Annotated in this window: 17 protein-coding genes; 5 read left to right on the top strand and 12 right to left on the bottom strand. The window is 70.9% G+C overall.

Translation table 11 applies throughout. The features are described 5' to 3' along the window. Window positions 1-9: 9 nt before the first annotated feature. Both VFW71_11050 and VFW71_11045 read right to left on the bottom strand, forming a co-directional pair. Window positions 10-2,952 (bottom strand): UPF0182 family protein, encoded by a 2,943-nt coding sequence (locus tag VFW71_11050; GenBank protein HEU5003299.1) that lies wholly within the window; start codon window positions 2,950-2,952, stop codon window positions 10-12. Window positions 2,953-2,963: 11 nt separating this feature from the next. Continuing rightward, complete coding sequence (locus tag VFW71_11045) at window positions 2,964-4,550, bottom strand: hypothetical protein (GenBank protein HEU5003298.1); 1,587 nt, start codon at window positions 4,548-4,550, stop codon at window positions 2,964-2,966. Between the two features lie 172 nt (window positions 4,551-4,722). On the opposite strand from VFW71_11045, the gene VFW71_11040 reads away from it, so the two are divergent. After that, the gene (locus VFW71_11040; protein ID HEU5003297.1) at window positions 4,723-5,256 is read left to right on the top strand and encodes an HAD-IIB family hydrolase; all 534 of its coding nucleotides are present in this window, start codon (window positions 4,723-4,725) and stop codon (window positions 5,254-5,256) included. Window positions 5,257-5,375: 119 nt separating this feature from the next. Here VFW71_11040 and VFW71_11035 read toward each other — a convergent pair whose 3' ends face one another. The 8 genes from VFW71_11035 to VFW71_11000 form a co-directional block, all read right to left on the bottom strand. Then, window positions 5,376-5,750, bottom strand: coding sequence for a hypothetical protein (locus VFW71_11035; GenBank protein ID HEU5003296.1), 375 nt, complete (start codon window positions 5,748-5,750; stop codon window positions 5,376-5,378). Window positions 5,751-5,999: 249 nt separating this feature from the next. Next, a complete protein-coding gene (locus VFW71_11030) occupies window positions 6,000-7,193 on the bottom strand; it encodes a hypothetical protein (GenBank protein ID HEU5003295.1) in 1,194 nt (397 codons plus the stop codon). Beyond that, window positions 7,190-10,081: an ATP-binding protein gene (locus VFW71_11025; protein HEU5003294.1), complete on the bottom strand. Its 2,892-nt coding sequence runs from the start codon at window positions 10,079-10,081 to the stop codon at window positions 7,190-7,192. The genes VFW71_11030 and VFW71_11025 overlap by 4 nt, the downstream gene beginning before the upstream one ends. 67 nt (window positions 10,082-10,148) lie before the next feature. Then, window positions 10,149-11,264: a S16 family serine protease gene (locus VFW71_11020; GenBank protein ID HEU5003293.1), complete on the bottom strand. Its 1,116-nt coding sequence runs from the start codon at window positions 11,262-11,264 to the stop codon at window positions 10,149-10,151. Window positions 11,265-11,411: 147 nt separating this feature from the next. Beyond that, window positions 11,412-12,809 carry a S8 family serine peptidase gene (locus VFW71_11015; GenBank protein ID HEU5003292.1) on the bottom strand — a complete coding sequence of 466 codons (1,398 nt, stop codon included), beginning with the start codon at window positions 12,807-12,809 and terminating at the stop codon, window positions 11,412-11,414. A gap of 392 nt (window positions 12,810-13,201) precedes the next feature. Then, window positions 13,202-14,206 (bottom strand): rod shape-determining protein, encoded by a 1,005-nt coding sequence (locus tag VFW71_11010; protein HEU5003291.1) that lies wholly within the window; start codon window positions 14,204-14,206, stop codon window positions 13,202-13,204. Next, window positions 14,206-14,391 (bottom strand): hypothetical protein, encoded by a 186-nt coding sequence (locus VFW71_11005; protein HEU5003290.1) that lies wholly within the window; start codon window positions 14,389-14,391, stop codon window positions 14,206-14,208. The genes VFW71_11010 and VFW71_11005 overlap by 1 nt, the downstream gene beginning before the upstream one ends. 104 nt (window positions 14,392-14,495) lie before the next feature. After that, window positions 14,496-15,401 (bottom strand): LysR family transcriptional regulator, encoded by a 906-nt coding sequence (locus tag VFW71_11000; protein HEU5003289.1) that lies wholly within the window; start codon window positions 15,399-15,401, stop codon window positions 14,496-14,498. A 156-nt stretch (window positions 15,402-15,557) separates the two neighbouring features. Between VFW71_11000 and VFW71_10995 the strand changes: the two genes are divergently transcribed. The 3 genes from VFW71_10995 to VFW71_10985 are packed head-to-tail and all read left to right on the top strand — an operon-like array spanning window position 15,558 to window position 18,888. Continuing rightward, window positions 15,558-16,856 carry a DUF455 domain-containing protein gene (locus tag VFW71_10995; GenBank protein HEU5003288.1) on the top strand — a complete coding sequence of 433 codons (1,299 nt, stop codon included), beginning with the start codon at window positions 15,558-15,560 and terminating at the stop codon, window positions 16,854-16,856. 45 nt (window positions 16,857-16,901) lie between these two features. Next, the gene (locus VFW71_10990; protein ID HEU5003287.1) at window positions 16,902-18,041 is read left to right on the top strand and encodes an acyl-CoA dehydrogenase family protein; all 1,140 of its coding nucleotides are present in this window, start codon (window positions 16,902-16,904) and stop codon (window positions 18,039-18,041) included. Between the two features lie 28 nt (window positions 18,042-18,069). Beyond that, window positions 18,070-18,888 carry a PhnD/SsuA/transferrin family substrate-binding protein gene (locus VFW71_10985; GenBank protein HEU5003286.1) on the top strand — a complete coding sequence of 273 codons (819 nt, stop codon included), beginning with the start codon at window positions 18,070-18,072 and terminating at the stop codon, window positions 18,886-18,888. Window positions 18,889-19,276: 388 nt separating this feature from the next. On the opposite strand, the gene VFW71_10980 is transcribed toward VFW71_10985, so the two are convergent. Both VFW71_10980 and VFW71_10975 read right to left on the bottom strand, forming a co-directional pair. Further along, window positions 19,277-21,670 (bottom strand): SpoIIE family protein phosphatase, encoded by a 2,394-nt coding sequence (locus VFW71_10980; protein ID HEU5003285.1) that lies wholly within the window; start codon window positions 21,668-21,670, stop codon window positions 19,277-19,279. Then, window positions 21,655-26,244 carry a HAMP domain-containing protein gene (locus VFW71_10975; protein ID HEU5003284.1) on the bottom strand — a complete coding sequence of 1,530 codons (4,590 nt, stop codon included), beginning with the start codon at window positions 26,242-26,244 and terminating at the stop codon, window positions 21,655-21,657. Before VFW71_10975 ends, VFW71_10980 begins: the two co-directional genes overlap by 16 nt. Window positions 26,245-26,430: 186 nt before the next feature. On the opposite strand from VFW71_10975, the gene VFW71_10970 reads away from it, so the two are divergent. Next, the coding region (locus VFW71_10970; protein HEU5003283.1) for a hypothetical protein at window positions 26,431-26,900 on the top strand (470 nt) is incomplete at its 3' end.

Here is a 26,900-nt window from a genome sequence, read left to right as displayed (position 1 = left end):
CCACGGCCCTCACTTCGTCGGCGTCGGCGACGCCCTCGGCGAAGCGGACCCCGACGGAGCCACGGAAGGCGTCGCCGTCCCGCTCGCCCCCGCCCCGCCCGAGCCCGGCCCGGTAGCCGCCGACTGCAGCAGCTGCGCCAGCTGGGTCAGGGCCTGCCCGGCCGCCGCGAAGTCCCCCCGGCCCTGGGCGGCCTCGTACTGCTGCAGCAGCGATAGCTCCTGCTGGGCGACGGTCCCGCCCCCCGCCGGCGGAGGCGAGGCCCCCGCTGAGGGCGAGGCGCCCGGTGATGGTGTCGGCGTCGGCCCGCCCCCGCCCCCGGTGGTGGGCGGCCCCTGGGGCGGCGTGGTCCCGGTGACGATCTGCTGCAGGGAGGTCTCCAGGTCCGGGCTGAACGCCACCTGGTTCGCCGTGGCGATGATCACGTCCTCCAGCAGCGGCACCGTGTTGGCCTGGGCGCCCACGAACATCGGCTCGGCGTAGAGCAGCGAGTTCGCCAGCGGGATCACCAGCAGGTTGCCGAAGGTCACCTGGGAGCCCTGCTGGCCCAGCAAGGTCCGGGCCTGGGACACGGCGCTGTTGGCGTTGATCCGGGCGTGGACCTGGCCCACGCCGTCCTCCAGCGCCCCGGGCGGGAACGACAGGTCGATTAAGCCCTGGCCCCCGACCGACGAAGACGACTGCGCCGCAATGAGGGCGGTCATGTTCTGTTTGCCCGAGGCGTTCATCGGCAGGATGAGCTGGTAGGTGGGCGTCGTCTGCCCGGGCAGGGTCTCGAGAACGTAGTAGGGCTGGATCTCGGACAGGTGCCCGTTGGGCACCCCGCCGGCGCCGTTGGGGTTCGCCGGGATCTGCCACATGTCGCCCTGGGAGAAGAACGTGCGGGGGTTGGTCACGTGGTAGGTCTGGTAGAGGAAGGTCTGCACGCTGAACATGTCCTCGGGATAGCGCAGGTGCGCCGCGACACCGGGGGGCATCGCCGAACCCGGCCGGAACATCCCGGGGAACGACTTGGACCAGGATTGGATCAGCGGATCGCTCGGGTCCCAGATGTAGAAGTGGATGGAACCGTTGTAGGCATCCACGGTGGCCTTCACCGAGTTGCGGATGTAGTTCTCCTGGCTGCCGATGCTGGTCGTCTGGCCCAGACTGTTGTCCCGGGTCGTGCGGTCGGTGAAGTCGACCTGCTCGGAGTACGGGTACATGTCGGTGACCGTGTAGCCGTCGGCCACCCACTCGATGCGGCCGTTGACCACCACCGGATACGGGTCGGTGTCCCAGTTGATGAACGGCGCCGCCTTTTGCAGCCGCTCCTGGACCTGGCTGTAGTAGACGATGCGGGTCTTGGAGGTGACCAGCCCGGAGATCAGGATGTTGATGTCCTTGTAGCGCCAGGCGAACAGCATGCGGCGGAAGAAGCTCGAGATCGGCACGCCGCCGCTGCCCTGGTAGTTGGAGTACACGTCCCCGTTCGGGGTCGAGTAGTCCAGCTCCTGCTGCTTGGAGTTCACCAGGATGTAGCTGCCCTGCTGCACGTTCTCGCCGAAGTACACCTCCGGTTGCGTGATCTTGAGGGTGTCGGCGGTGGACGTCGGCGGGATGTCCTGGACCAGGAAGTCGGGCTGGCCCTCGGGCGTCTTGGTGTTGGCCGGCGACACGTCCAGGCTGTAGCCGTGCGTGTAGATCAGGTGCTGGTTCTGCCAGTTCCGGCCGGGCAGGTTCGACGTATTCAACTCCCGGGCCGACACCATCACCTGCTGCAGCGCCCCGTTGATCATGTACCGGTCCGGATTGACGTCGACGAAAGAATAGTATGGTCTGATTTCTTGGAGAGTCTGGAATGCGCCTTCCAGCGTATCTGGGTCCCACAGACGGATAGCATTCAAGACCGCCGCGTTGTTGTTCACCACCTCCGAGGTGATGTCCCCGGTATCGGTGTAGGGCTGCGGGGGGATGTTGATCCCGTACGCCTTGCGGGTGGCGGCGATGTTGTAGTTGATGTACTTCGTCTCCTTCTGCAGCTGGGAGGGGACGACGATGAAACGTTGCATGACAAACGGGAACACGCCCGCCGCCAGCACCGACGTCAGCAGCCACAGGCCGGCGCCCACGATGGGCAGCGCCCAGCCCTTGAACCGGATGTTGATGAGGAAGAGCACCGCCCCGATCACCGAGATGACCACCAGCAGGCGGAGTGCCGGCAGCTCGGCGTGGATGTCGGTGTACGACGCCCCGGTGACCTTGCCCCGGGTGGAGTACAGCAGGTTGTACTCGCCCAGCCGGTAGCCCCAGGCCTTGAGCACGGCGATGAGGCCGATGAGCACGGACAGGTGCGCCTTCACCTGAGGTGTCACCCGTTCGGCGGCCGACTGCGGGCGGATGCCACCGGTGGCGTAGTGGGCGACCGCCACCACCAGGGTGACGACGATCAGGGCGGCGAACGCCCAGTTGTAGAGCACCTGGTAGAAGGGCAGCCGGAAGACGTAGAAGCTGATGTCCCGCTTGAAGATCGGGTCGGCCTGGTGGAACGGGACGCTGTGCAGCGCCAGCACCAGCTTGCTCCACAGCGGGGCGGCGCTGAGCCCGAAGAGCAGAGCGAGGAAGGCGCTCCCGCCCGCTGCGATCCACGAGACGTAGGGCAGCGCCGCGGTGCGGTAGCGGTTGAGCGGGTCATTGGGCTCGACCGCCAGGTGGTAGACCGGCGTGAGGCGGGCGACGATGAGCAGGTTGCCCAGGCAGAAGACGAAGAACAGGAATCCCATGCCCACACCGAGCACGAACTCGGAGCGCAACACGGTCCAGAACACCGTCGTGAAGTGGACCTCCCGGAACCACAACTCGTCGGTGTAGGCCTTCACCAGCGTCGAAAGGCTGATGAGGAACAGCACCACCACAACCGCGAGGGCGAGGATGACCTGACGGGTACGCCGCCCCGTCGGCAAGCGCTGGACCATGCCGGCTCAGCCTACACGCGTGCCGCGATGACGGTACAGGTACAGGCTCCGTGGGCGGGCGGGGCGAGATGGCCGCTGGGGAACGAGGCATCGACGGCCACGGCCCCGGCAGCGGCGTTGGTGCGGCACACATCCCGCGGGCAGTCGGCCTCGTCGGGAGAGAAGACCCACCGCTTGGCGGGCCCGTTGGCCTCCCGCCAGGCGTCGAGCAGCCCGTGGTGGAAGGCGGCGTAGGCCAGGCCCTCTCCGAGGAGCTCGGTCCGCACGCCCTTCCACACCCGGTAGACGTCTCCGGCCCGCTCGGACACCGTGGTCGCGGTGTCCCCCGCGGCCAGCCGGGGCTCGATCATACGGGCAAGATCCCGCCGCAGCGGGGCGACCACCTGCTTGGCGACCAGCCCGGCGACCGAGTCCGCCGGGTCCCCGAGCGTCGGCGCCCCGCCCAGGCGGCGGCCGGCCCGGAAGGCGGGCTCCAGCACGCCCCGCAGCCCGGCGACGAAGCGCTCGACCTGCACCGGCGCGGGCAGGATGTCGGCCTCGAAGGTCCCCCGCCCCCGGTGGCGGCGGATGCGGTCCAGCAGGTCGTTCTGGTCCTCCTGCAACAACCGTTTCAGGCTGCGGGCGGCCAGCAGCGGGGCGTCGCCCAGCGCCTCCCGCCGGCTGGCGAAGCCCTCCCGTTCGGCGGCTTCGGCGGGGTCCGGCTCGGGCTCGGGTGACGCCGTGAGGATCGGCGTGCGCTCAGCGGCGACGGGCTCGGCGGCAGCCGCCGGCTGGGGCGGGGAGGCCCGCTCGAGGGCCGCTTCGGCCGACTCCACCACCTCTTCGATGACCACAGCCACGGCGACCTCTTCCAACTGGGCCTGCCCGTTGGCCTCGACCTCGAGTTCGGGCAGATCGGGCGGGGCTGAGGTGCCGGGCTCCTCCGGGGGCGCAGCGGTGCCGGCAGGCTCCAGAACCCCCGCTGCCTTCGCCGCTTCCGGCTCGGCGGCCACCGGCTCGGGCACCACCACCGGGGCGACCTCGGCATCGGTCTCGGTCTCGGACCCGGGCTGAGCCTCGGACTCCGGCGAGGACGACGGCGAGGACGACGGCGAGGACGACGGCGACGGCGGGACTTCCGGCGACGGCGGGCGCGAGGGTTCGGCAGCAACGGGTTCTTCCATCACCGGCCCACCGGGGGCCGGCAACGGGCCCCGGCCCCGGCCGGGCGCCTCGGCGGCTGCCGACCCGGCCCCCGGGCGTGCCGTATCCGGCGCCTCGACCGGCGTCTTCAGCCGGAGGATGACCTCCTCGAGGCGCCGGTGCACGTCTTCGATCTGGTTGGCGAGGATGGTGCGGGCGGCCCGGAATCGGCGCAGCTCCTCCTCGGCGGCCCGGCGCTGCCCGGCGGCCGCCCGGCCGACCTCCTCGGCCTGCATGCGGGCCTCGGCAATGATCCCGGCGGCATCCTTGCGGGCCTGGTCCCGGATCCCCTGGGCGGCCTGCTCGGCGGCGGCCAGCACCTGCGAGGTCTGCTCGCCCAGCTGGCGGAAATAGGCGGCGGGATCGGCGGGCAGGCCGCCCCCGGCCGGCTCCGGCGCAGCGTCGTCAGGCCTCATGGGCGAAGCGTACTCGACACCGCCGCGGCGGCCCCGTGTTTCCCGGCCCGGTGCGGCCCACGAGGGACCGCCGGCGGCCCGGCGGGCGCTGCGTCTGAGAACCAAAGGAGAGCAGCCCGCGGTTCGTTGTCTTCACCGTCGACTTTGACGGCACCCTCGCCCAGGAGGGGGCGTGGCCGACGCCACCGTGGCCGCCCTCCAGGCCCTGCGGGACTCCGGGCGCCGGTTGGTGATCGTGACCGGGCGCGAACTGGACGACCTCCGGACTGTGCTCCCCCGCCTGGACCTCTTCGAGCGGATCCCGGCCGAGAACGGCGCCCTCCTCTACGGGCCGGAAACCCAGCGCGACCGCCGGCTCGGGGATGCGCCCTCCGAGAACCTGGTGCGGGAGATTGAGACCGGGGGCGTGGCCGCGCTGTCTATCGGGGCGAGCATCCTCGCCACGCTGGAGGAGCACCGCCACACCGTGCTGGCAGCCATTGCCGACCTCGGCCTCGAGAACCACCTGGTCTCCAACAAGGGCGCCCTGATGATCCTGCCCTCGGGGGTCAACAAGGCGTCGGGCCTCGAGGCCGCGCTCGCCGAGCTGAAGCTCACCCGCCACAACACCGTGGCGATGGGCGACGGGGAGAACGACCACGCCCTCCTCGATCTGAGCGAGTGCGGCTGGGCGGTCGCCGGCACCGTGCACCCGCTCAGCCCCTAGGGCACCCACCTCCTCGCCGCCGGGCCGTCGGGCCGCGGCAAGTCATCCACCGCCACCGCGCTGATCGAGCAGGTCGTCGATGCCGGCTACCAAGCCTGCATCCTGGACCCGGATGGCGACTACGACGCCTCGAGCCGCAGAGCACCCACCTGAGCCTGGGTGACGGCGAGCGATACCCCCCCCAAGAGGTGCGCGACGTTGCCCCCGAGGCGCTCCAGCAGTTCGGCCTCGTGATGGCGGTCGGGGCGGAACCGGAGAAAACCCTCGGGGGCTTCGCCATGGCGACCGGGCGGGAGCCGCCAGAGGGGCCCGACGCCGCCGGCCCGGCGGACGAAGAGGGTGGGGTGGTGGTGTGGGATGCCCGTGCGGGCACGGTATTCCGCGCGGTGGTGCCGAGCCCCCGGACCCAGCGCCGGCGCCACCGGCGCACGCACGCCAAGGGTGAACTGGGCGAGGAGAGCTTCTGGTTCCGGGGCCCCGAGGCCAGGCTCCACCTGCGGGCGCCCAACCTCACCCTGTTCGGCGAGATCGCCCGGGGGGTGGGCGACGGGACCTGGGCCTACCACCTGCGCCGGGGCGACTACTCGCGCTGGATCCGGGCCTCGATCAAGGACGGGAGCTGGCGGACGAGGTGGCCGCCGTGGAGCAGGCGGATGACCTGTCGCCGGCGGAATCCCGCACGCGCATCCTCACCGCGTGCGCCGAGCGCCCGACGGTGCCGGCGTAGCCCCCCAGCCGCAGCTCTACGGCGACGGGCTCGGCCCGGGCAGCAGCAGGTGCAGCAGGTTGTTCAGCAGGGTGTTGACCGTATCCACCACAGGGTTCAACAGGGTGCCGAGCCCACCCGGGGTCTGGGTCGGGGTCGGAGCCACGACCGGCGGGGTGGGCGACACCGCCGGCGTGGTCGGCGACGGCGTCGGGCGGCCCGTCGGGATGGTGATCGGCGGGGCGGTCAGCTTCGGGATCGGGTTCGACACCGAGATGCCCACCTGGTGGATGGCGTCCTCCAGCCCGGCAAACACCGTGTCGGCGGGGACCTGGAACTCCATGGCGATCAGTCCCCACGGCTGGCCCTGGCTCCACAGGGTCATCACCACGGCAAACGTCGGCGCCACCTTGTCGGCGGGCACGGGGGCGTGTTTGGCGATCACCCAACCGATCAGCACGTCGGAGCGGGGGTCGCCGTAGAACGGAGCGATGGCGGCCAGGGCCACCGGGTCGGGCACCGCCAGCCGGAAGAAGGCCGCCCCCGAGGCGTTGCCCAGCTGGGCGTCCAGCCCGTTGCGGAAGCTGGCGAGGCGGCCGTCCAGGTCGAGGGCCGGTTGCACGAAGTCGTGGTCCCACACGTCGCCCGCATTGGTGTACTGCAGCGGCACCGGGTTGGCCGGGAGCACCCCGCCCACCACCTGCACCCGGTCGTAGGCAGGCACCGGCATGGAGGAGCCCGGGATGGTCACGGTGACGGTCCCGGCGTAGCTGGCGACCGTGGTCGTGGCCCCGCTGTCCACCCGGAACGTGGCGTTGCTGGCGGTGGTCGCCACCCCCTGGGCGTCGATCTCGCCCGGGGCGGTGAACTGCCCGAGGGCACTGCCCGACACCAGCTCGACGGTCCCCGGGGCGGTGATGTCGGCCTCCCCGGACTGGATCTGGAAGACCCGGCCCGGGCTGAGGTTCAGCGTGGCGAGCCCCCCGGCTGCCACCTGGATGCGGTAGCCCACGGCGACGCCCGCCCGGGTGGTCACGGTGGTCGACCTGCCCCCGCCGTTGACGGTTACCTTCCCGGTAGACACCGACAGGCTCATCGCCGGGCCCGCCGAGCCCTTCGGGTGCGACGTCGAGCACGCGACGAGGAGGAACCCCACCGCCATCCCGAGGGCGACCACCAGCGCCCCGCCCGCCGGGCGACCCGCCCGGACCCGGCCCCCCCGACCGGTCACTTGTCCCGGTCCTCGGGTGACTCCGGTGGCGGTCGGCGTGCGGAATGGACCCGGCGGAAGGTGGGTGTGGGGCGGGGACGCTGCGGGCCCGGCCGGGCCTCGGCGCTGGTGCCCTCGGGCGCCTCGCCCCCATCGTTCTCGGGCACGTTGAAGATCGGGATCACCAGCGTGAAGGTCGACCCCTCCCCCGGCGTGCTCTCCACCCGCAGTTCCCCCCCATGCGCCTCAATGATGCGCCGGACGTAGGCCAGGCCCAGTCCCAGGCCCCCGAATTCTCGCGTCTCCGAGGCGTCCACCTGCACGAAGTCCTGGAAGATCCGCTCGATCTCCGCCTCGGCGATCCCGATGCCCTGGTCGGTCACCGACACCAGTACCCGGTCCGGCCGCCGGGGGTCCATCAGGCCGCGCACCCAGACCTTGCCGCCGTCGGGGCTGAACTTGACCGCGTTGTCGATCAACTCGTCGACGGCCAGGGGGAACAGCCGCTTGTCCACCGGTACCGGCGGCAGGGACTCGAAGCCCTCCCGGAGGAAGGTGTGCTTGGGCGCCGCCGGGCGCCACTTGGTGACGAGCTCGTCGGTGACGGCGTCGAGGCTGACATTGACCCGCCGGATCGTGATGTTGCCCGCCTGCATGGCCGAGAAGTCGACCAGCATGTTGACGATGCGCTCCATCCGCTCCGTCGAGGCCACGATGACGTTCAGGAAGGTCTGCACCTTCTCGGGCGGGAGGGTCTTGCGCCGCATGAGATCGGCGTAGCCCTTGATGGGCGTCAGCGGGGTGCGCAGCTCATGGGACACGTTGGAGAGGAACTCCACCTTCATCTTGTCGATGAGGTGCTCCGAGGTGAGGTCGCGCAACACGACCACCGCACCCCGCACCGTCCCCTCGTCGTCCGAGATGGGCGCCGAGGTGAGCGACACCTTGGTGTCCGGGTCGCTGCGGTCGGGGGAGGGCACGAAGCCGACGGCGGAGCCGGCCTCGAGGCGGTAGACGGGCAGGTCGATGGGCGCCCCGCCGGCGTCCACCAGCCCCAGCACGGTCTCGATCTGACGCCCCCGGGCCCGGTCCGCCGACATCCCCACCAGCCGTTGCGCCTCCCGGTTGATCGTGACGATGCGCGCCGAGAGGTCGAGGGCGATCAGGCCGTCGCTCATCGACTGCAGGACGGTCTCCAGCTCGTCGCGGACCTGGGACTCCTGCACGGCCGCCTCCCGCAGCTCTCCGGTCAGGCTGGTGAGCGACGCCGTCATCTGGTTGAAGGCCTCGCCGAGGGCCCCGATCTCGTCGGCCTCGTCCACCGGCACCCGGGCGGTGAGGTCGCCCGTGCGCACCCGCACCGCGGCGGCGGTCAGCTCCCGGATCGGCCGGGCGATGCGGGCCCCGGAGACCATCGACGCCCCGACGGCGAACAAGGTGGCGGCCAGCGCCCCGAAGAACAGGGCGATGCTCTCCGAGCGGGGCGGGGCGGCCTGGCTCTCGGGCTCGGACACGAGCAGGGCTCCGACCACGGCGTTGCCGGAACCGACCAGGGGGGCGGCAACGATGTTGTAGGACCCCGCATCAACCGACACCGAGCTCGATTGCGTATGCCCGCCAACGACAACACTCCGGCCGATCCGGCTGAGGGTGGCGCCGAGCCCCCGGTGCACGTGCGACTGGGCAACGATGCGGCCGTCGGGGCCGACCACCGTCACGCCCGGGTTGCCCGGCAACGACAGGCTGCCGACCACTGCGTCGGTCACGACCTTGCCCACCAGCACCGCGCCCACGAGGTGGGCCGGTCCCCCGGGGGTGGCGGAGACGAACACCGGTGCCCCCCCGATGACGGCGAGCTTGGGCCTCCCCAGGCCGATGTTGACGACCGCCCCGGCGGCGGTGCCGGTCAGGGCGCTCCGGGCAACGGGGCTCCCGTAGATCTGGGGTGTGTCCGTGTCCGTCACCGCCGCCTTATCGGCGGCAACCCCCAGGGGCAGGCAGTAGAGGTTGGGCGCCGGGGAGCAGAACACGAAGAAATCGGACTTCCCACGGACGAATCCGGCGTAGATCGCCAGAGTGGCGGCGCTGTTCGACTGGATGAGGTCCCCCACCCCCTGCGTGCTCGCGCTCTGGGTGGCGGCGGTGAGATAGAGGTTCGTGAGGCTTCCCAGCGCGGTGGTCTCGAACGACGCCGCCGCCGATTCGGCCTTGAAGGCGTTCGAGCGCGAGCTGTTGGCGAACACCGAGGTGACCGTCGACGAGATCACTGCCACCACCATGATCAGCAGCAGCACCAAGGCGGCCACGAAGCGGGCCTGCACCGACACCCGGAACGCCTGCCACAGCCACCACCCGAGCGCCATCCCCGCCAGGAGGATGAGCGTGTGGCCCACCAGCCAGGGCACGCTGGAGGGGTTGTTCCCGCCGCCCGGCTGGGCCAGCATGATCTCAGAGAGCCCCAGGAACCCGAACGCCACCCCCAGGCGGCGGGCGCCCTCCAGCCGGCTGCGCAAGGCCACCAGGGCCGTCCACAGGACGATGACCGCCGGGCCCGCGCCCCGCACCACGGCGCCGGCCGACACTGCCCAGGCCCCCTGGCCCGCCTCCCCGGGCCGCCACGGGTCCAGCTTGTTCTCGGCGAGCGCGGACGGCACCAGCGAGATCAGCAGGGCAAGGTAGGCCGCCGAGCGCACGATGAGCAGCCGCCCGTCGGTGGCCGAGGTGATGATCTGGGCCCCGTCGAAGGTCTCGGCGACCGCCAGGATCCCCCACCCCAGGCCGAACAGAGCCCGGGCCCAGCCCTTGGGGGCGAAGCGGGGCCGGGAGATCGCCAGCCAGAGGCCGGCGAAGGCCCCGACGGCGACCACGAACGTGGTCGTGAAGTGGAAGGGAACCGACAGCGTGTTCATGGCCTGTTCCCGAGACCGTACGTCCGGCCTGTAGCCGAGGCCCGGATCCCGGCCCCCGGCGGGGCGGTCAGGAGGCGGTGAGGGCCTGGATGGCCTCGTGCAGCGTCGAGACGCCGATCACCCGCATCTTGACGTGCGACTGGTTGACCGTCGCCTGGGCGTCCTTGGCCTGGTCCTTGGGGCAGATGAAGATCGTGGCGTGCTCGGCCTCGGCCCCGTACACCTTCTGCTGGATGCCCCCGATGTCGCCCACGGTGCCGGCGTAGTCGATCGTCCCGGTGTCGGCGATGATCCGCCCCCGGGTGAGGTCGTTCGGGCCGATGAGGTTCACGATCGACATCGCCCAGGACAGCCCTGCCGACGGGCCGCCGATCTCCCCGGCGTTGATCTTGATGGGCACGGGTGGGATGTAGTCCGGCTCGATCTCGACCCCGATCACCCGGGCGGGGCCCGGGTTCGAGCCCGACGTGGGCGACGGGTTCTTCACCACGCCGACGGTCAGCGACATCGGCTTGCCGCCCCGCAGCACGCTCAGGTGCACGCTCTCCCCCACCGCATGGTTGGAGACGATGGTGCCCAACTGGTTGGTGCCGCTGGAGGCGGTCAGATCCTGGCCGTCCGCCGAGGTGATGATGTCGCCCAGTTGCAGGATCTTGTTCGCCGGGGTGTTGGTGACCAGGCCCACCACCAGGAGGCCGTCCAGCTTCAGGTTGGTGTAGCCGAGCGCCTCGCCCAGTCCCGCCACGATCCCATCGTGCTGGCTCTCGTCCATCTCGGTCACCTGGGCGGCGGCGTCGTTGGGGTAGGCCGACTCCGGGTAGACCGCATCCCGGTGGTTGAGCTTGGCGGCGATCAGCTGCGGTAGGCGGACGCCGTAGTACACGCCCACCGTCGTCAGGTGGATCGACCCGGCGCGCTTGTGGACGCAGATCGTGCCCGTGCACTGCGCCGAGCCGGCCTGCGGGGCGTTGATGCTGATGCGGGCCTCGGCGCTGGGCGCCTCGCCGGGCACGAAGACGTCGTAGTTGAGGTGCACCGCCATGACCGCTCCGACGATGATCGCCAGGGCACCCACCACAACGGCGGTCTTCAGGCCCGGGAACCCCCTGCGTTTCCCGGCGCCCGGTGGGGGCTGCATCCACGGCGGGGGCGGCTGCTGGACGACCGGTTCTCGCACGGGCACTACCTCGACGGTCAGCCCGCGCTCCCGCGTTCAGTTGAGGGCGGGTCGGGCACATGAGGGCATCCACAGCACACGCCGGAGATGCGTTCCACCCAGGATAGTGCGCGTGGTCAGAAGGTGTGGTGGGCCGGAGAGGGGGCCGCCGGTTCACACCCGCAGGCGGCGTTCGATGAACACGACGCCCGCCGCACCGCCGGCGGCGATCACCAGGATCAGGGCCACGACCTGGGGGGACTCCTTGCCCGATGGGGCGGCCTTGTCAGCCACCGCCCGGGCGACCGACAGCCCGGATGGATCCTTCGCATCGCCTCCCGCCGGGGTCGGGGAGGCACTGGGCGACGGCTGGGGCGAGGGGCTGGGCGACGGGACGGGCGACGGGGGGGGCGTCGTGGCCGCCGCCGGAACCACCGGGGGCTTGGCGGCCGCCGGGCTGGCGGCGGGGTGGGTCACGGTGGTCCGGGGGGGCGAGGGGGCAACCGGCAGGACCGGCGGGCTGGCCGGCTGGGACGTGGTGGCCGGGGTGGCCGACGACGCCCCCACCGCAGCGGCGGCATCCAGGCGCAGGCCGGCCGACGTCGAGTCCGCCGTGGACTCGATCCGGGCGGCAGCCGCCGAGTTGGAGTAGCCCATCGCCATGAGCAGCGCCATGACGCCGGCGACGTGCGGGGCGGCGAACGAGGTCCCCTCGCTCACCTGGTAGCCCCCCGACCTCGACGCCAGGATGATGCAGGTGCTGGTCTGCCCCGAGGCGCACGAGCCGTCGCCCCCGGGCGCCCAGATGAACGTCGAACCGCTCCCGGTGTCGGAGTAGCTGGCCGGTGTGTCGCTCGAGCCGGTGGCCCCGACAATCAGCAGGTGGTCCATCCCGAGGTACATCGATGGGCCCGGGCCGGCGTTGGGCAGCGTGTTGCCCGCCGAGACCACCACGAACGCCCCGTGGTTGAAGGCGTAGTCCACGGCTGGCTGGAGGGCCTGATGCAGGGTGTCGGGGCTGCTGACCGGCGAGGAGAGGCAGCCGCCGGCGGTGCCCGGCGGGCAGTCGAGCTGCGGGAAGGGCGTGCCGAAGGCATCCGGCCCGACCGAGAGGTTGATGACCTCGGCGCCCTGGTCGGCGGCGAACTCGATGCCCTTGGCGATGTCCTGCACCGAGCCGGTGCCGTCGGAGCCGATGGCCTTGACCGAGAGGATCTTGGCGTCGGGGGCGACCCCGGCCATCCCGGCGCCGTTGTTGGTGTCGGCGGCGATCACGCTGGCCACCCAGGTGCCGTGGCCCTGGCCGTCGCCGCTGGTATCGCCCGGGCACGGGGTCGAGGTCCCGCCGGTGCCGATGCAGTTGAAGGAGCCGGCCGAGTCGCTCGCCGGCAGGTCCGGGACCCCGAACTGCACCCCGGTGTCCACCACCGCCACGGTCATCCCCGCTCCGGTGCTCTTGGTCCAGGCCTGCGGGGCCTTGATGACCTTGAGCGCCCACTGGCTGGCGAAGTAGGGGTCGTTGGGCGGGTACGGGAGGGAGGCGGAGGCCGCCGGGCCGATGGCGAGCAGCACCGCGGCCCCCAGGGCGCCCGCCGCCCGCGCCCCCCTCCGCGCCGTCCGGGGGCACGTCTCTGCTGACCACCTGGGACGCGCGAACAAGGCCGTTGGCTACTCCGTGCGGGGGATAGGGGAGTCCTCGCCGATATTGTCGGCTACGCGAGGGCCTGGCTCTCTAGCCAGGGACTCCGGGAAAACTGCGTAGTCCTCCCCCGTCAGGGTGGGGTCGATGGTGGTGCCGGGGCGCCGGCAAAGCACTCTCTGTGATTCTGTGTACACGGGAGTGCCCGAGACGGCACTGGGTGCACACAGAACCGGAGCTGGTTCGGGAAACCAGGCCCGGCACGGAATGAGGATTTTGTAACGTCTCGATTGCGCTGTGGGGTTAGAAGCGGGATGAGCGTTGGTCAGCGGCTGGAGAGGAACAGGTCCTTGGCCGCCTGGAACGAGCTCAGGCACTTCCCTGCCCCCAGCACGACGCACTCCAGCGGCCGGGGCGTCACGTGCACCGGCACGTCGCACTCCTGGGCCACCCGGGCCTCCAGCCCGCGCAGCAGGCCCCCGCCGCCGGTGAGGGCGATGCCGTGCGACAGGATGTCCTGCGACAGCTCGGGCGGCGTCATCGACAGCGCCTGGACCACGGACTCGACGATCGCGCGCACCGGGTCGTCGATGGCCTCCCGGATCTCCTCGGAGGTGATGTGCACCACTTTGGGGAGCCCGGCGGCGAGGTCCCGCCCCTTGATCTCCGCCTTCTCCTCGTCCGCCAGCGGGAAGGCCGAACCGATGGCGATTTTGATCTGCTCGGCGGTGCGCTCCCCCACCACGATCCCGTACTCCTTGCGGATGTGGCGGGAGATGGCCTCGTCGATGTCGAAGCCCCCCACCCGCACGCCCTTGTTGACCACCACGCCGCCCAGCGACATGACTGCGACCTCGGACGTGCCGCCGCCGATGTCCACCACCAGGTTGCCGACGGGCTCGCTGATCGGCAGGCCGGCCCCGATCGCCGCCGCCACCGGCTCCTCGATCAGGTAGGCCTCCCGGGCGCCGGCGGCCATCGTCGCCTCCTGCACCGCGCGGCGCTCCACCTCGGTGATGGCCGAGGGGACGCAGATGAGCACCCGGGGCCGCGGAATGCGCTTGCGCACGCCCACCTTCTCGAGGATGAGGCGGATGTAGCGCTCGGTGACCTCGAAGTCAGTGATGGCGCCCCGGCGCAGCGGGCGCTCGGCCACGATGTAGCCCGGCGTCCGCCCGATCATGCGGTACGCCTCGCTTCCCATGGCGAGGACCTGGCCGTTCTCCCGGTTCAGCGCGATGACGGTGGGCTCGTTGAGGACGATGCCCCGGCCCTCAACGAACACCAGCGTGTTGGCGGTACCGAGGTCGATGGCCAGGTCGCGGGCCATCAGCGGTATCTCCCGGCCCGGGGCCGGGTGCGGCCGTAGACACTGCGGCTCTGCTCGTCGAGGGCGTTCAGGCCGCGCTTGAACGCAGCCATGGAGCGCGACGACTCGTCGCCGGGCCGTTTCATGAGCCAGATGCCGCCGACCATGAGCCCGACCGCGAGCGCCACGAGCACGAGATACAGCACCGTCGGAGGTCCTTTCCGCCAGTCCGCGCAGGCGGCTCGCTAAGAAGGCCGAGTATATAGACCCGCCCCTCCGGGCCCGCCGGAGAGCGGGAAAAGCCGCCGAACTACCGGCGCTCCCCGTTGCCCGTCTGGAAGATCACCCACGTGCAGAACGCCGACGGTGCCGGCGGCAGCGCCCGCTCCCGCTCCAGCACCAGGTAGAGCATCCGGCGCAGCGGGAGGCCCTCGATGCGCACCGCCACCGGCCCGCCCGGCCCCCGGGCGTCCAGCGCCATCAGGGACACCAGGCCGATCCCGAAGCCGCTTCCCACCGCCGAGACGATGGCCTGGGTGGTGGAGAGCACCATCACGGTGCGGTAGGGCGGCATCTCGGCCCCCATCTCCTTCAGGGCGGCGTGGAAGCTCATGAAGGTCCCCGACCCCGCCTCCCGCATGACGAAGGGCTGCCCGGCCAGCTCCTTCAGCTCCACCGACCCCCGCCCGGCGAAGGGATGCTTCGGCGGCACGGCCAGGACGATCTCGTCGGTGGCCACCTCCTGGTGGTAGAGGTCCTTGTCCGGCAGCTCGACGCCCGAGAAGCCGACGTCGTAGCGCCGGGAGCGCAGGCGCTCGGGCACCTCGGAGGAGTCGGCGATGAGCACCTGGGTGGTGACCCGGGGATGGCGTTTCGTGAATGCCGCCACCAGCCCTGGCACGAGGAACTCTCCCGGGGTGGTCGATGCCGCGATCCGCAGCTCGCCCTCCAGCGCCCGGGGCCCGGCCCCCAGCGTCTCCATCAGCCGGCGGCGGCCCTCCATCACCTCCTCGGCGAACGTCAGGAGGCGCTCTCCCGCCTCGGAGAGCTCCACCCGTCCCCGGCGCTGGTCGAGGAGGGGGACGCCCAGCTCGTGCTCCAGCTTCTGGATGTGGCGGCTCACCGCGGGCTGGCTGAGGTTGAGCTCGGCGGCGGCTTTCGTGAAGCTCGCCGTGCGCGCAAGGACGACGAAGGTCTGCAGCTGATCGGTGTTCATCGCCACGCCACTCATATTCATACCGAACTCGCATGGGGTCTGCATATCGATTTCGTTCAGCTATGCTCGGCGGCTTGGAGTCGGCTTGGAGTCAGTCGGTGGGCGCTGCCCCCCCGGCGGCTCCCCGAAGGCAGCGACAAAACCCAGAAGAACGCCATGGACGAAGAGCAAGAACCCAACGCCAGCAAGGACTTCAGCCTGGTGGGGATCACCCCGGCGGCGGTGCTGGACGCCGCCGGGATCGACCCCGGGCCGGTGCTGCTCATGCTGCGCAACGCCGTGTCCCGCCTGGACGAGGGCGACGTCCTCGAGGTGGGCGCCGCCGAGGACCAGGACCTCGACGACGACCTGTCCAGCTGGTGCCGGCTGAACGGCTGCGACGTCCTGGCCCGCCTCGATGCCGGCGCCGGGCGCAAATGGCTGCTCCGCAAGGGCCCGGCGGCACCGGCCTGGGAGAAGCCGGACTGGGGCGTCACCCTCCCCCGCCGGGACGGCAGGCGCATCGACCTGCGGGACTGGTTCGCCGGCCGGGCGGGCGAGGTGCCCGACGAGGCCCCCACCTACTACGGCTTCGTCCCCCGGGGAGCGGTCGCCGAGCCCGGCATGCCGTCCTACCCTTTCACCCTCAACACCAAGGCCGAGGTGTGGGCCGACAACATCGCCGCCCTGTACGAGCAGGCGAAGGCCCAGCAGTGGAATGCCAGCGAGGACATCGCCTGGGACCAGCTGCCCGCCCTGCCCGACGACCTCGAGCGGGCGGTGTGCCAGGTCATGACGTTCCTGGCGGAGAACGAGTACCTCGCGCTCTACATCCCGGCGAAGTTCCTGCCCCGCATCAACGCCCGCTACGTCGAGCCGGTGCTGTTCCTGGCCACGATCATCAACGACGAGGCCCGCCACATCGAGGTCTTCACCAAGCGGGCGCTGGCCAACGGGGGCGGGCTGCAGTACGCCGCGGCGATGACCGAGTGGTCGCTGCAGAGCCTGCTGCTGCAGGAGGACTACTTCAAGTCCAGCTTCCTGCTGCACGTCCTGGGCGAGGGGACCTTCCTCGACCTCCTGGGCTACATCGAGAACCACGCCCCCGACCCGGTCACCGCCGATGTCGTCCGCAAGGCCCGCATGGACGAGGGCCGCCACGTGGCCTACGGCATCGCCCACGTGCGCCAGCACCTGCGCCACGACCCCACCCGGGCCGATGAGCTGGTGGCCTCGGCCGAGGAGCGCTCCGCCATCCTGCAGGCCACCACCGGCATCAACCCGCCGGTCCTGGAGGCCCTCACGGTGCTGGGGGGCGGCGGGTCGTCGGCGGCGCAGCGCCGGGCCGGCACCGAGGCGGTCCGGGCCCTGCACCGCTCGATGGACGAGTACCGCATCCGCCGGATGCTGCAGGTGGGCCTGGACCGGGCCACGGCCGAGAAAATCTCCCAACTCCATACGCCGAACTTCATGTAGCACGCGACCGATCCACCGACTGACCCTCAGAAAGGAGCACGAATCATGCCGATGACTGCCGAGGACCGGGACGCCCTTGTCGAGCGCGCCTGGAGCATCGCCGAGGGCATCCACGCCACCGCCTCCGAGCTCGACGCCCAGCGGGCCTTCCCCGCACCCCACCTGGAGGCCCTCGCCGACGCCGGCCTGCTGGGGCTCATGATCTCCCCCGACCTGGGGGGCAAGGGCGGCGACCTGCTCGGCCTGGCCCTCATCTGCGAGGCGATCGGCTGGGGCGCCGGGTCCACCGGGCTGTGCTACCTCATGCACCTGTGCGGCACGGCGGTCATCGCCGCCAAAGCCACCGACGCCCAGGCCGACCGCTGGCTGAAGCCGGCGGCGGCGGGCGACATCCTCGCCACCCTGGCCTTCAGCGAGCGCACCACCGGGGCGCACTTCTACATGCCCGAGATCTCGGCCCAGGCGGCCAAGGGGGCCTTCCGGCTGGTGGGCAAGAAGAGCTTCGTCACCAGCGGCGGCCACGCCGACCTGTACCCGGTGCTGGTCAACGCCTCCGAGGAGGCCGGGCTCGACATCCTCGTCCTCGAGGCCGACGACCCGGGCGTCTCGTTCCAGGGCAGCTGGGAGGGCATCGGGATGACCGGCAACTCCTCGGTCCAGCTGGTCCTCGACGAGGTCAAGGTGGGGCCGGACCGGCTGATCGGCGGGGAAGGGGCCGGCCAGGAGCTGGTATTCAACGTCGTGGCGCCCACGTTCCTTATCGGCATCGCCGGGATCAACGTGGGCATCGCCCAAGCCGCCCTGGACGACACCATCGAACACGTGAAGACCCGCAAGAACGCCGGGGGCACGCTGGCCGAACTCCCCACCATGCAGACCGAGATCGCAGAGATGACCCTCATCACCGAGCAGGCCCGGGCACTGCTGGCCTCAGCCGCCAAGGCCGCCGACGCCGGCGACGAGGCTGCCCTCCCGCTGGTGATGCAGTCCAAGATCGCCGCCACCGAGGCCGTCATCGCGGTCACCGGCCGGGCGATGGAGGCGTGCGGGGGCATCGCCTACTCCCGGGCGCTGCCCATCGAGCGCTACTGGCGCGACGGCCGGGCGGGCTCGGTCATGGCGCCGACCAACGAGGTCCTCAAGCAGTGGGTCGGGAAACTGGCCACCGGACTACCTCTTTTCTAACTCATATATCTCGGGGGGAACAAGCAAGATGACCACCGTACGTGAGGGCATCCTGACCCTGGGCGCGGTTGCCTATGACGCCAAGGTCGTGCCGATCTGGGAGTCAATGCGGGACTACTTCCGGGAGGCGGGCGTGCCGACCGACTACGTCCTGTTCTCCAACTACGAAGCCCAGGTGGACGCCCTCTTCGGGCGCCGGATCGACGTGGCCTGGAACACCAACGTCGCCTACCTCCGCTCCGAGGTGCGCGCCGGCGGGGCGTGCCAGGTGCTGGGCATGCGCAACACCGACATCGGCTTCACCACCCGGCTGGTCGGCCGGGGCGGCAAGATCACCGACCTGTCGGAGCTCAAGGGCAAGCGCTTGGCCCTGGGGAGCGCCGATTCGGCCCAGGCCGCCATCCTGCCGCTCTACTGGGTGGAGCAGGCTGGGCTCACGCCGGGCACCGACGTGGAGCTGCTGCGCTTCAACCTCGACGTCGGCAAGCACGGCGACACCGGGACCAGCGAGCTGGAGGTGCTCCGGGCGGTCCATGAAGGGATCGCCGACGTCGGGGCCGTGGGCGACCCCACCTGGGTGCGGGAGCTGGAGGCGGGGCACGTGAACAGCGGGTTGGTCAGCTCGCTGTGGACGTCGCCGCCCTACTGCCACTGCAACTTCACCGCCCTGCCCGACTTCGACGCCGAGCTGGGCGCCCGGTGGACCGACGCCCTGCTTCGCATGAATTACAACGACCCCAAGTGGCGCCGCCTCATGGACCTCGAGGGGCTCACCGCCTGGGTGCCCGGGCGCAAGGTCGGCTACGAGGACCTGGCGGCGGCGCTGGAGCGGGCCGAGAAGTCCTAGCGGGGGGGCGCCGTTCGCAGGTCGGTTGCCGGCGAGGTCGCTTTGCTCGCTTTTTGCGGGCAAATCGACCCGCGATGATGTGGGCGGCGGCCCGAGTCCGGGTCTGATACGAAATTTTGCTGGTCGAGGGGCACCCGGACCCATGCCATTGCTCGGGGTGCACGCATGCGGCACCCTCGGCTGAGGTGGGGGACATTCGTCCCGGCCAGTGGGACAAATGTCCCCCGAATGCTGTGGGCGGCGGACCTGAACCGGGATGGGGAGCGGCAGGCCAACGCCGCGCTGCTCCCCAAGTCGCCCCAACCGGTCGCCGCCGCGGCTTGACGATCTATAGGAGCATCTCAACCTTCTTGGCGGAACCTCGGAGCGCACAGGCAGAGGCTAGACCCTAGGCCCCCGCCCCCCGGCCCGCCAGCAGGCCCTCGATCTCCGCCACCGCCAGGGGGACGGAGGTCGCCAGCGGGATGACCGACGCCAGCCGGGTCAGCTCGACCACCCGGCGCCCGGGCGAACCCGGGGGCACCACCAGGCGGAGCTCCTGGCGCCGGCGGCGCATGGCCCGCCACAGCTCCACCAGTACCCGCACGCCGCTGCTGTCCACGAACCCGACCCCGGACAGGTCCACCACCAGGCCCCCGTGCTCCTTGCCCACCGCCCGGGCCAGGGCGCCGGCGGTCTGCTCTGCACTGGCGGCGTCCAGGTCCTCGGCCAGGTGCACCACCACCACCGGCTCGTCCCCGCCGACCGACGCCGGCGGCTCGGGCAGCGCCTCGGGCCACTCGGCGGGGGCCGAGGAGCGCAGGGGCTGGCCCAGGCGGCGCAGCAGGCGCACCTCGGTGCCCTCCAGGCCGGGTTCCAGGTCGCACTGGTCCACCAGCGCCTGCATGAGCAGCAGGCCGCGGCCGCCGCCCGGCGACTGCCGGAAGCGCCAGGTGCCCCGGTCGCGCACCAGCACGGTGACCGCCTGGGCATCGTCCAGGCTGGCCTCGATGTCCACCAGTCCCTCGTGCGGGGCGTAGGCGTGGACGATGGCGTTGGTCACGGCCTCGGAGACTGCCAGCACCACGTCCCGGCGCTCGTCGTTGCTTGCTCCGGCGTGGGCCAGCCACCGCCCCAGCGACTGGCGCACCGTGGCGAGCTCAGCCGGGGACGCCGCCACGCTCAGGCGGAACGTGCGGGAGAGCCCGACGGCGCAGGAGACCACCAGCAGGGCGAGGTCGTCGCGGGCCGGGGCGTCGGCGGTCATGGCCGCCAGGATCGTCTCGCACGCCATCTCGGCCCCCGCCCCGGCCACGCCACCCGCCGCCCGGGCCAGCATTTCCAAGCGCTCCTCGAGGCTGACCTCCCGGCGCTCGATCAGGCCGTCGGTGTAGAAGACCAGCAGCGAGCCGGGCTCCACCGGTGCCACCCCCTCGGCGACCGCCGGGGTGGGCAGGCCGAGCGGCGTGATGCGGCCCTCCTCCAGGAAGCGGGCGGTGCCGTCGGGCGCCACCAGCAGGGGCGCGGGGTGGCCGGCGCACATGTAGGTGACCATGCCGGCCTCGGGCCGGTAGATGGCATACACCAGCGTGGCCATCTCGGCCTCGGGCAAGCTGGGAGCCAGCGCCGACAGCCGCTCCACCACCCGGGCGGGCGACGAGTCGTCCATGGCGTAGGCCCGCAGGGCGGTGCGCAGCTGGCCCATGGTGGCGGCAGCCCGCAGGCCGCGCCCCACCACGTCGCCCACCGCCAGGCCGATGGCTCCCGAGGACATGCGCAGCACGTCGTACCAGTCGCCGCCTACCTCCAGGCCGGCGCTGCCCGGCATGTAGCGGGCGGCGAGGCCGATGCCGGGGATCTCGGGCAGCCGGTCGGGCAGCAGGCTGCGCTGCAGCGTCTCGGCCACCTGGCGGGTCTGGCGCAGGGCCCGCTCGTGCTCCCGGATGGCGGCCTGCGCCTCCTGCGCCCGGCGCAGCTGGGTGATGTCGATCACGGTCCCCCGCGCCAGGTGGCGGCCGGCGGAGGGCAGCGGGTGGAAGCGCACCTCGCACAGCACGGGCTCGCCGTCAGGACCGTCGAGGGTCCACTCGAATGCCTCGGTGCCGCCCCGGCGCGCCCGCTCCAGCCAGGCGTCCGGAGCGACCGGCGCCCCCCGGGCGCGGCCGCCGGCGGCGCCGCCCGCGACGAGCGACGCCCGGGACACCGCCAGCAGGCGCTCGGCCTCGGGATTGGCGTCCACGAAGCGCCCGGTATCCAGGTCCAGCACCACGATCGCCTCGGCGGCATATTCCACCAGCGACCGGTACCGCTCCTCGCTCTCGCCCAGCTGGCGCTCCCGCTCGGCCAGGCGGCTCTCCGAGGCCCGGCGCTCGGCCACCTCCTGCTCCAGGCGCCGGCGGACCTCCATGAACTCCAGCACCGCGGCCACCTTCGCCCGCAGGATCGAGGGCTCGAACGGTTTGTAGACGTAGTCGATCGCCCCGCTGGCAAAGCCCTCCAGGTGGTGCTCCTCGGCGCCGCTGATGGCGGTGAGGAAGATGATCGGGATGTGGCGGGTCTTCTCCCGGAGCTTGATCAGCCGGGCGGTGGCGAACCCGTCCAGGCCGGGCATCTGCACGTCGAGGATGATGAGGGAGAACTCCTCCCCCAGCAGCAGGCGGAGCGCCTCCTCCCCGGAGGTCGCCGTCGTCAGCCCGAGCCCGAGGGGCTCGAGGACGGCCTCGAGGGCCAGCAGGTTGTCGGGCCGGTCGTCGACCAGCAGGATCCGGGCCCGGCCCTCGGGGGCGGTCACCGGTAGAGCCACACCCGCATGAGGCTCAGCAGCTTGTCCAGGTCCACCGGCTTGGTGATGTAGTCGTTGGCCCCGGCCGCCAGGCACGCCTCCCGGTCGCCCGGCATTGCCTTGGCGGTCAGGGCGATGATCGGCAGCTCCGAGAACTCCTCGATTTCCCGGATGGCCCGGGTGGTCTGGTGGCCGTCCATGTCCGGCATCATCACGTCCATCAGCACGAGGTCGGTGGAAGCGTTGCGCCGCAACAGGTCCACGCCGTCGAGCCCGCTGGTGGCGCACAGCACCTCGATGCCTCGGTCTTCCAAGGCGCTGGTGAGGGCGTAGAGGTTGCGGATGTCGTCGTCGACGATGAGCACCCGCTTGCCCGCCACCACCGGGGCCTCGGCGTCCACCGGGGCCAGGTAGGACTCGATCGGCTCCATGAAGACGTCGTCGAGGTCCTCGGCGATCTCGATGTGGGAGCCCGCCGGCCCCATCGGCAGGAACAGCGTGAAGGTGCTGCCTGCCCCCGGCACGCTCTCGACCGTGATCTGGCCGCCCAGCAGCGTGGCGATCTCCCGGCTGATCGACAGGCCGAGGCCGGTCCCGCCGTAGCGCCGGTTCGTGGTGCCCTCGGCCTGCTGGAAGGCCTCGAAGATCATGGCCAGCTTGCCCGACTCGATGCCAATCCCGGTGTCACTGACGGCGAAGGCGCACACCGCGCCGCCCTGCTGGAGCGAGACCCGGAGCGACACCGCCCCCTTCTCGGTGAACTTGAAGGCGTTGGACAGCAGGTTCTTCAGCACCTGCTGCACCCGGTGCTCGTCGGTGAGCATCGTCTCGGGCAGCTCCTCGGCGACCTCCACGGTGAAGCTCAGGTCCTGCTGGGCGGCGATGGGCCGGAAGGTCTGCTCCAGGTCCCGGCACAGGGCGCTCAGGCGCACCGGGCGGATGGCGATGTCCATCTTGCCGGCCTCGATCTTGGAGAGGTCGAGGATGTCGCTGATGAGGGTGAGCAGGTCGTAGCCGGCGTCACGGATGCTGGAGGCGAACTCCACCTGGCGGGGGGTGAGGTTGGCGTCCGGGTTCTCGGCCAAGAGCTTCGCCAGGATCAGCAGGCTGTTCAGCGGCGTGCGCAACTCGTGGCTCATGTTGGCCAGGAACTCGGTCTTGTACTTCGACGACAGGGAGAGCTGCTCGGCCCGGTCCTCCAGCTCCCGGCGGGCCAGCTCGATCTCGGCGTTCTTGACCTCGATCGCCCGGTTCTGGCGCTCGAGCTGCACCGCCTTCTCCTCCAGCTCGGCGTTGGTGTTCTGCAGTTCCTGCTGGCGGGCCTGCAGCTCGGCGGAGCGGCTCTGCAGCTCGGCGGTCAGGGTCTGGGACTGCTCCAGGAGCATCTCGGTCTGGGCGTTGGCGATGATGGTGTTCAGCACCACGCCCACCGACTCGACGATCTGGCCCAGGAACGCCTGGTGCACCGGGGAGAAGGGCCGGAACGAGGCCAGCTCGATCACCGCCAGCACCCGGTCCTCGAACAGCACCGGCAGGATGATGACGTTGCTGGCCGACGCCGAGCCGAGGGCGGAGGCGACGGTCAGGTAGCCGGTGGGCACGTCGGACAGGACGATGGTCTTCTTCTCCAGCGCCGCCTGCCCCACCAGGCCTTCACCCAGGAGGTAGCGGGTGCCCCGCTTGGACTTGAGGCCGTAGGCGGCCAGCGGCCGGAAACCGGTCTCGTCGCCGTCGGTGACCTCGGCGAGGAAGAAGGCGCCCAGCTGGGCGTCCACCAGCGGGGTCAGCTCGGACATGATGAGCCGGGAGACCGCCGCCAGGTCCCGCTGGCCCTGCAGGGCGGCGCCGATGCGGGCCAGGTTGGACTTCAGCCAGTCCTGCTGCTGGTTGGCGATGGTCGTCTCCCGCAGGTTGGCGATCATCTGGTTGATGTTGTCCTTGAGCTCGCCCACCTCGCCGGCGGCGGTGACGGTGATGGTCCGGGTGAGGTCGCCCTGGGTGACGGCGGTGGCCACATCGGCGATGGCCCGCACCTGCGACGTGAGGTTGCCGGCCAGCTGGTTCACGTTCAGGGTGAGGTTCTTCCAGGTGCCCGACACGCCCTCCACCTCGGCCTGCCCGCCAAGGCGGCCCTCGATGCCCACCTCCCGGGCCACCCGGGTGACCTCCCGAGCGAAGGCCGAGAGCTGGTCCACCATCTTGTTGATCGTGTTCTTCAGCTGCAGGATCTCGCCCCGGGCGTCGACGGTGATCTTCTGGGAGAGGTCGCCCTGGGCCACCGCGGTGGTCACCTGGGCGATGTTGCGCACCTGGTCGGTCAGGTTGTCCGCCATCCAGTTCACCGAGTCGGTCAGCGCCCGCCAGGTCCCGGACACGCCCTTGACCTGCGCCTGGCCGCCGAGCTTGCCCTCGGTGCCCACCTCGCGGGCCACGCGGGTGACCTCGTCGGCGAAGCCGGACAGCTGGTCCACCATGGTGTTGATGGTGTTCTTCAGCTCGAGCAGCTCGCCCTGCACCTCGACGGTGATCTTGCGGGTGAGGTCGCCCTTGGCCACGGCGGTGGTCACCTGGGCGATGTTGCGCACCTGGGAGGTGAGGTTGCCGGCCAACTGGTTCACGTTGTCGGTGAGGTCCTTCCAGGTGCCCGAAACGCCCGGCACGGTGGCCTGGCCCCCCAGCTTGCCTTCGATGCCCACCTCGCGGGCCATGCGGGTGACCTCGTCGGCGAAGGCCGACAGCTGGTCCACCATGATGTTGATGGTGTCCTTGAGCTCGGCCACCTCGCCCCGGGCCTCGACGGTGATCTTCTGGGAAAGGTCGCCCCGGGCGACGGCGGTGGTCACCTGGGCGATGTTGCGCACCTGCGTGGTGAGATTGCTGGCCAGCTGGTTCACGTTGTCGGTCAACGCTTTCCAGGTGCCGGAGACCCCGGGCACCTCCGCCTGACCGCCGAGGCGGCCTTCGATGCCCACCTCGCGGGCGACCCGGGTGACCTCGTCGGCGAAGGCCCGCAGCTGGTCCACCATCGTGTTGATGGTGTTCTTCAGCTCCAGGATCTCCCCGCGCACCTCGACGGTGATCTTCTGGGAGAGGTCGCCCCGGGCGACGGCCGTGGTCACCTGGGCGATGTTGCGCACCTGGCCGGTCAGGTTGCCGGCCAGCTGGTTGACGTTGTCGGTCAGGTCCTTCCAGGTGCCGGAGACCCCGGGCACGAGGGCCTGGCCGCCCAGCTTGCCCTCGGTACCCACTTCGCGTGCGACACGAGTCACCTCGTCGGCGAAGGCACGGAGCTGGTCCACCATGGTGTTGGCGGTGTTCTTCAGCTCGGCCACCTCGCCCTGGGCTTCCACGGTGATCTTCTGGGAGAGGTCGCCCTTGGCCACGGCGGTGGTCACCTGCGCGATGTTTCGCACCTGACCGGTCAGGTTGCCGGCCATGAAGTTCACGTTGTCGGTGAGGTCCTTCCAGGCGCCGGTGACGCCCTCCACCCGGGCCTGACCGCCCAGCTTGCCCTCGGTGCCCACCTCGCGCGCCACGCGGGTCACTTCCGATGAGAAGGCGTTGAGCTGGTCCACCATGGTGTTGATGGTGTTCTTCAGCTCCAGGATCTCGCCGCGCACGTCCACGGTGATCTTCTTGGAGAGGTCGCCGCGAGCCACCGCGGTGGTCACCTCGGCGATGTTGCGCACCTGGCCGGTCAGGTTGCCGGCCATCAGGTTCACATTGTCGGTCAGCTCCTTCCAGGTGCCGGCCACGCCCTTCACCTGCGCCTGACCGCCGAGCTTGCCCTCGGTGCCCACCTCGCGGGCCACCCGGGTCACTTCCGAGGAGAAGGCGTTGAGCTGGTCCACCATGGTGTTGATGGTGTTCTTCAGCTCCAGCACCTCGCCCTTCACGTCCACGGTGATCTTGCGCGAGAGGTCGCCGTTGGCCACCGCGGTGGTCACCTCGGCGATGTTGCGCACCTGGCTCGTCAGGTTGGCGGCCATGAAGTTCACGTTGTCGGTGAGGTCCTTCCACGTGCCGGCGACACCCTTCACCTGCGCCTGGCCGCCCAGCTTGCCTTCCGTGCCGACCTCGCGCGCCACGCGCGTCACCTCGGCGGCGAACGAGCCGAGCTGGCCCACCATGGTGTTCACCACCTTGCCGATGCGCAGGAACTCGCCGCGCAGGGGCTTTTCCTCGTTCTCGGTGTCCATCGTCTGGGAGAGGTCGCCCTTGGCCACCGCGCCGATCACCCGCGCCATCTCGGCGGTGGGGTGGATCATGTCGGTGATCAGCGCGTTCACCGCGTCCACGCTGGCGGCCCAGGAGCCTTGCGCGGCGGGGAGCTTGGCGCGATGGCTGATCTTGCCCTGGCGGCCGACCGTATCGCCCAGGCGCTCGAACTCCTTGGTCATTCGATCGTTGAGCTCGACGACCTCGTTGAAAGCGTCGGCGATCTCGCCGGCCATGCCGGCGGCCCGCGGCAGGCGGACCGAGAAGTCGCCCCGCCGGAAGGCGCGCAGGGCCGCGAGGAGCTGGGCCGTATCGGCCTCGGTGTCCGAATCGGCGCCGCGGCGAGCCTTGGCGGCGGTCTTGGTCTGGGCAGGCATGTATCCCCCGGGGAGCTCGTGCGCATGGCGGGGAGTTGCGCGGAGGCGCACCCCCACCCTATCGCGCAAACGTAGGTTTCGGGCCCGGGTTCCCGGCCGCCCGCAAATATCGGCAGGCCCGCCGAAGGCGGCCGCGGCCGTCCCGCCCGGCGGAACCCTCGCCGCACGGCCCCGTTCCACCGCCCGATGTCCCAGGCCCACGACGCCTCCGCCCTCGAGCCGCCGCCGGACGCCGAGGCCTTCTACGCGGAAAGCCTGCGGCTGCTGACCGAGTCCAACATCCCCTTCCTGCTGTCGGGCACCTACGCGGTGAGCGCCTACACGGGCATCGTGCGCCCGACCAAGGACCTGGACGTGTTCTGCAAGGCCGGCGACTTCCCCAAGGCGCTCGCCTACTTCCAGGCGCGCGGCTACCGCACCGAGGTGGAGGACGAGCGCTGGATCGCCAAGGTCTGGCAGGAGCAGCGCTTCTTCGACGTGATCTTCGCCATGTCCAACGGCGCGGCGCCCGTCACCGACGCCTGGTTCGAGAACAACGACACGATCGTCGTCTACGGCGTGGAGGCGAAGATCACCGCCCCCACCGAGCTCATCGTCTCGAAGATGTTCATCCAGGACCGCTACCGCTACGACGGCGCCGACGTCGTGCACGTGAT

The sequence above is a fragment of the Actinomycetota bacterium genome (assembly GCA_035765775.1).
In the GTDB taxonomy this organism is placed as follows: Bacteria; Actinomycetota; CADDZG01; order JAHWKV01; family JAOPZY01; genus DASTWV01.
Note: the sequence above shows the minus strand (reverse complement) of the source record. Positions and strands in the feature narration are given on the sequence as shown.

Excerpts from the sequence above, each read along its gene's own strand:
- VFW71_10995 (HEU5003288.1), top strand. The coding sequence starts at position 15,558 with ATGGACGAAGAGCAAGAACCCAACGCCAGCAAGGACTTCAGCCTGGTG.
- VFW71_10985 (HEU5003286.1), top strand. The coding sequence starts at position 18,070 with ATGACCACCGTACGTGAGGGCATCCTGACCCTGGGCGCGGTTGCCTAT.
- VFW71_11010 (HEU5003291.1), bottom strand. The coding sequence starts at position 14,206 with ATGGCCCGCGACCTGGCCATCGACCTCGGTACCGCCAACACGCTGGTG.
- VFW71_11045 (HEU5003298.1), bottom strand. The coding sequence starts at position 4,550 with ATGAGGCCTGACGACGCTGCGCCGGAGCCGGCCGGGGGCGGCCTGCCC.
- VFW71_11000 (HEU5003289.1), bottom strand. The coding sequence starts at position 15,401 with ATGAACACCGATCAGCTGCAGACCTTCGTCGTCCTTGCGCGCACGGCG.
- VFW71_11025 (HEU5003294.1), bottom strand. The coding sequence starts at position 10,081 with ATGAACACGCTGTCGGTTCCCTTCCACTTCACGACCACGTTCGTGGTC.
- VFW71_10975 (HEU5003284.1), bottom strand. The coding sequence starts at position 26,244 with ATGCCTGCCCAGACCAAGACCGCCGCCAAGGCTCGCCGCGGCGCCGAT.
- VFW71_10990 (HEU5003287.1), top strand. The coding sequence starts at position 16,902 with ATGCCGATGACTGCCGAGGACCGGGACGCCCTTGTCGAGCGCGCCTGG.
- VFW71_11050 (HEU5003299.1), bottom strand. The coding sequence starts at position 2,952 with ATGGTCCAGCGCTTGCCGACGGGGCGGCGTACCCGTCAGGTCATCCTC.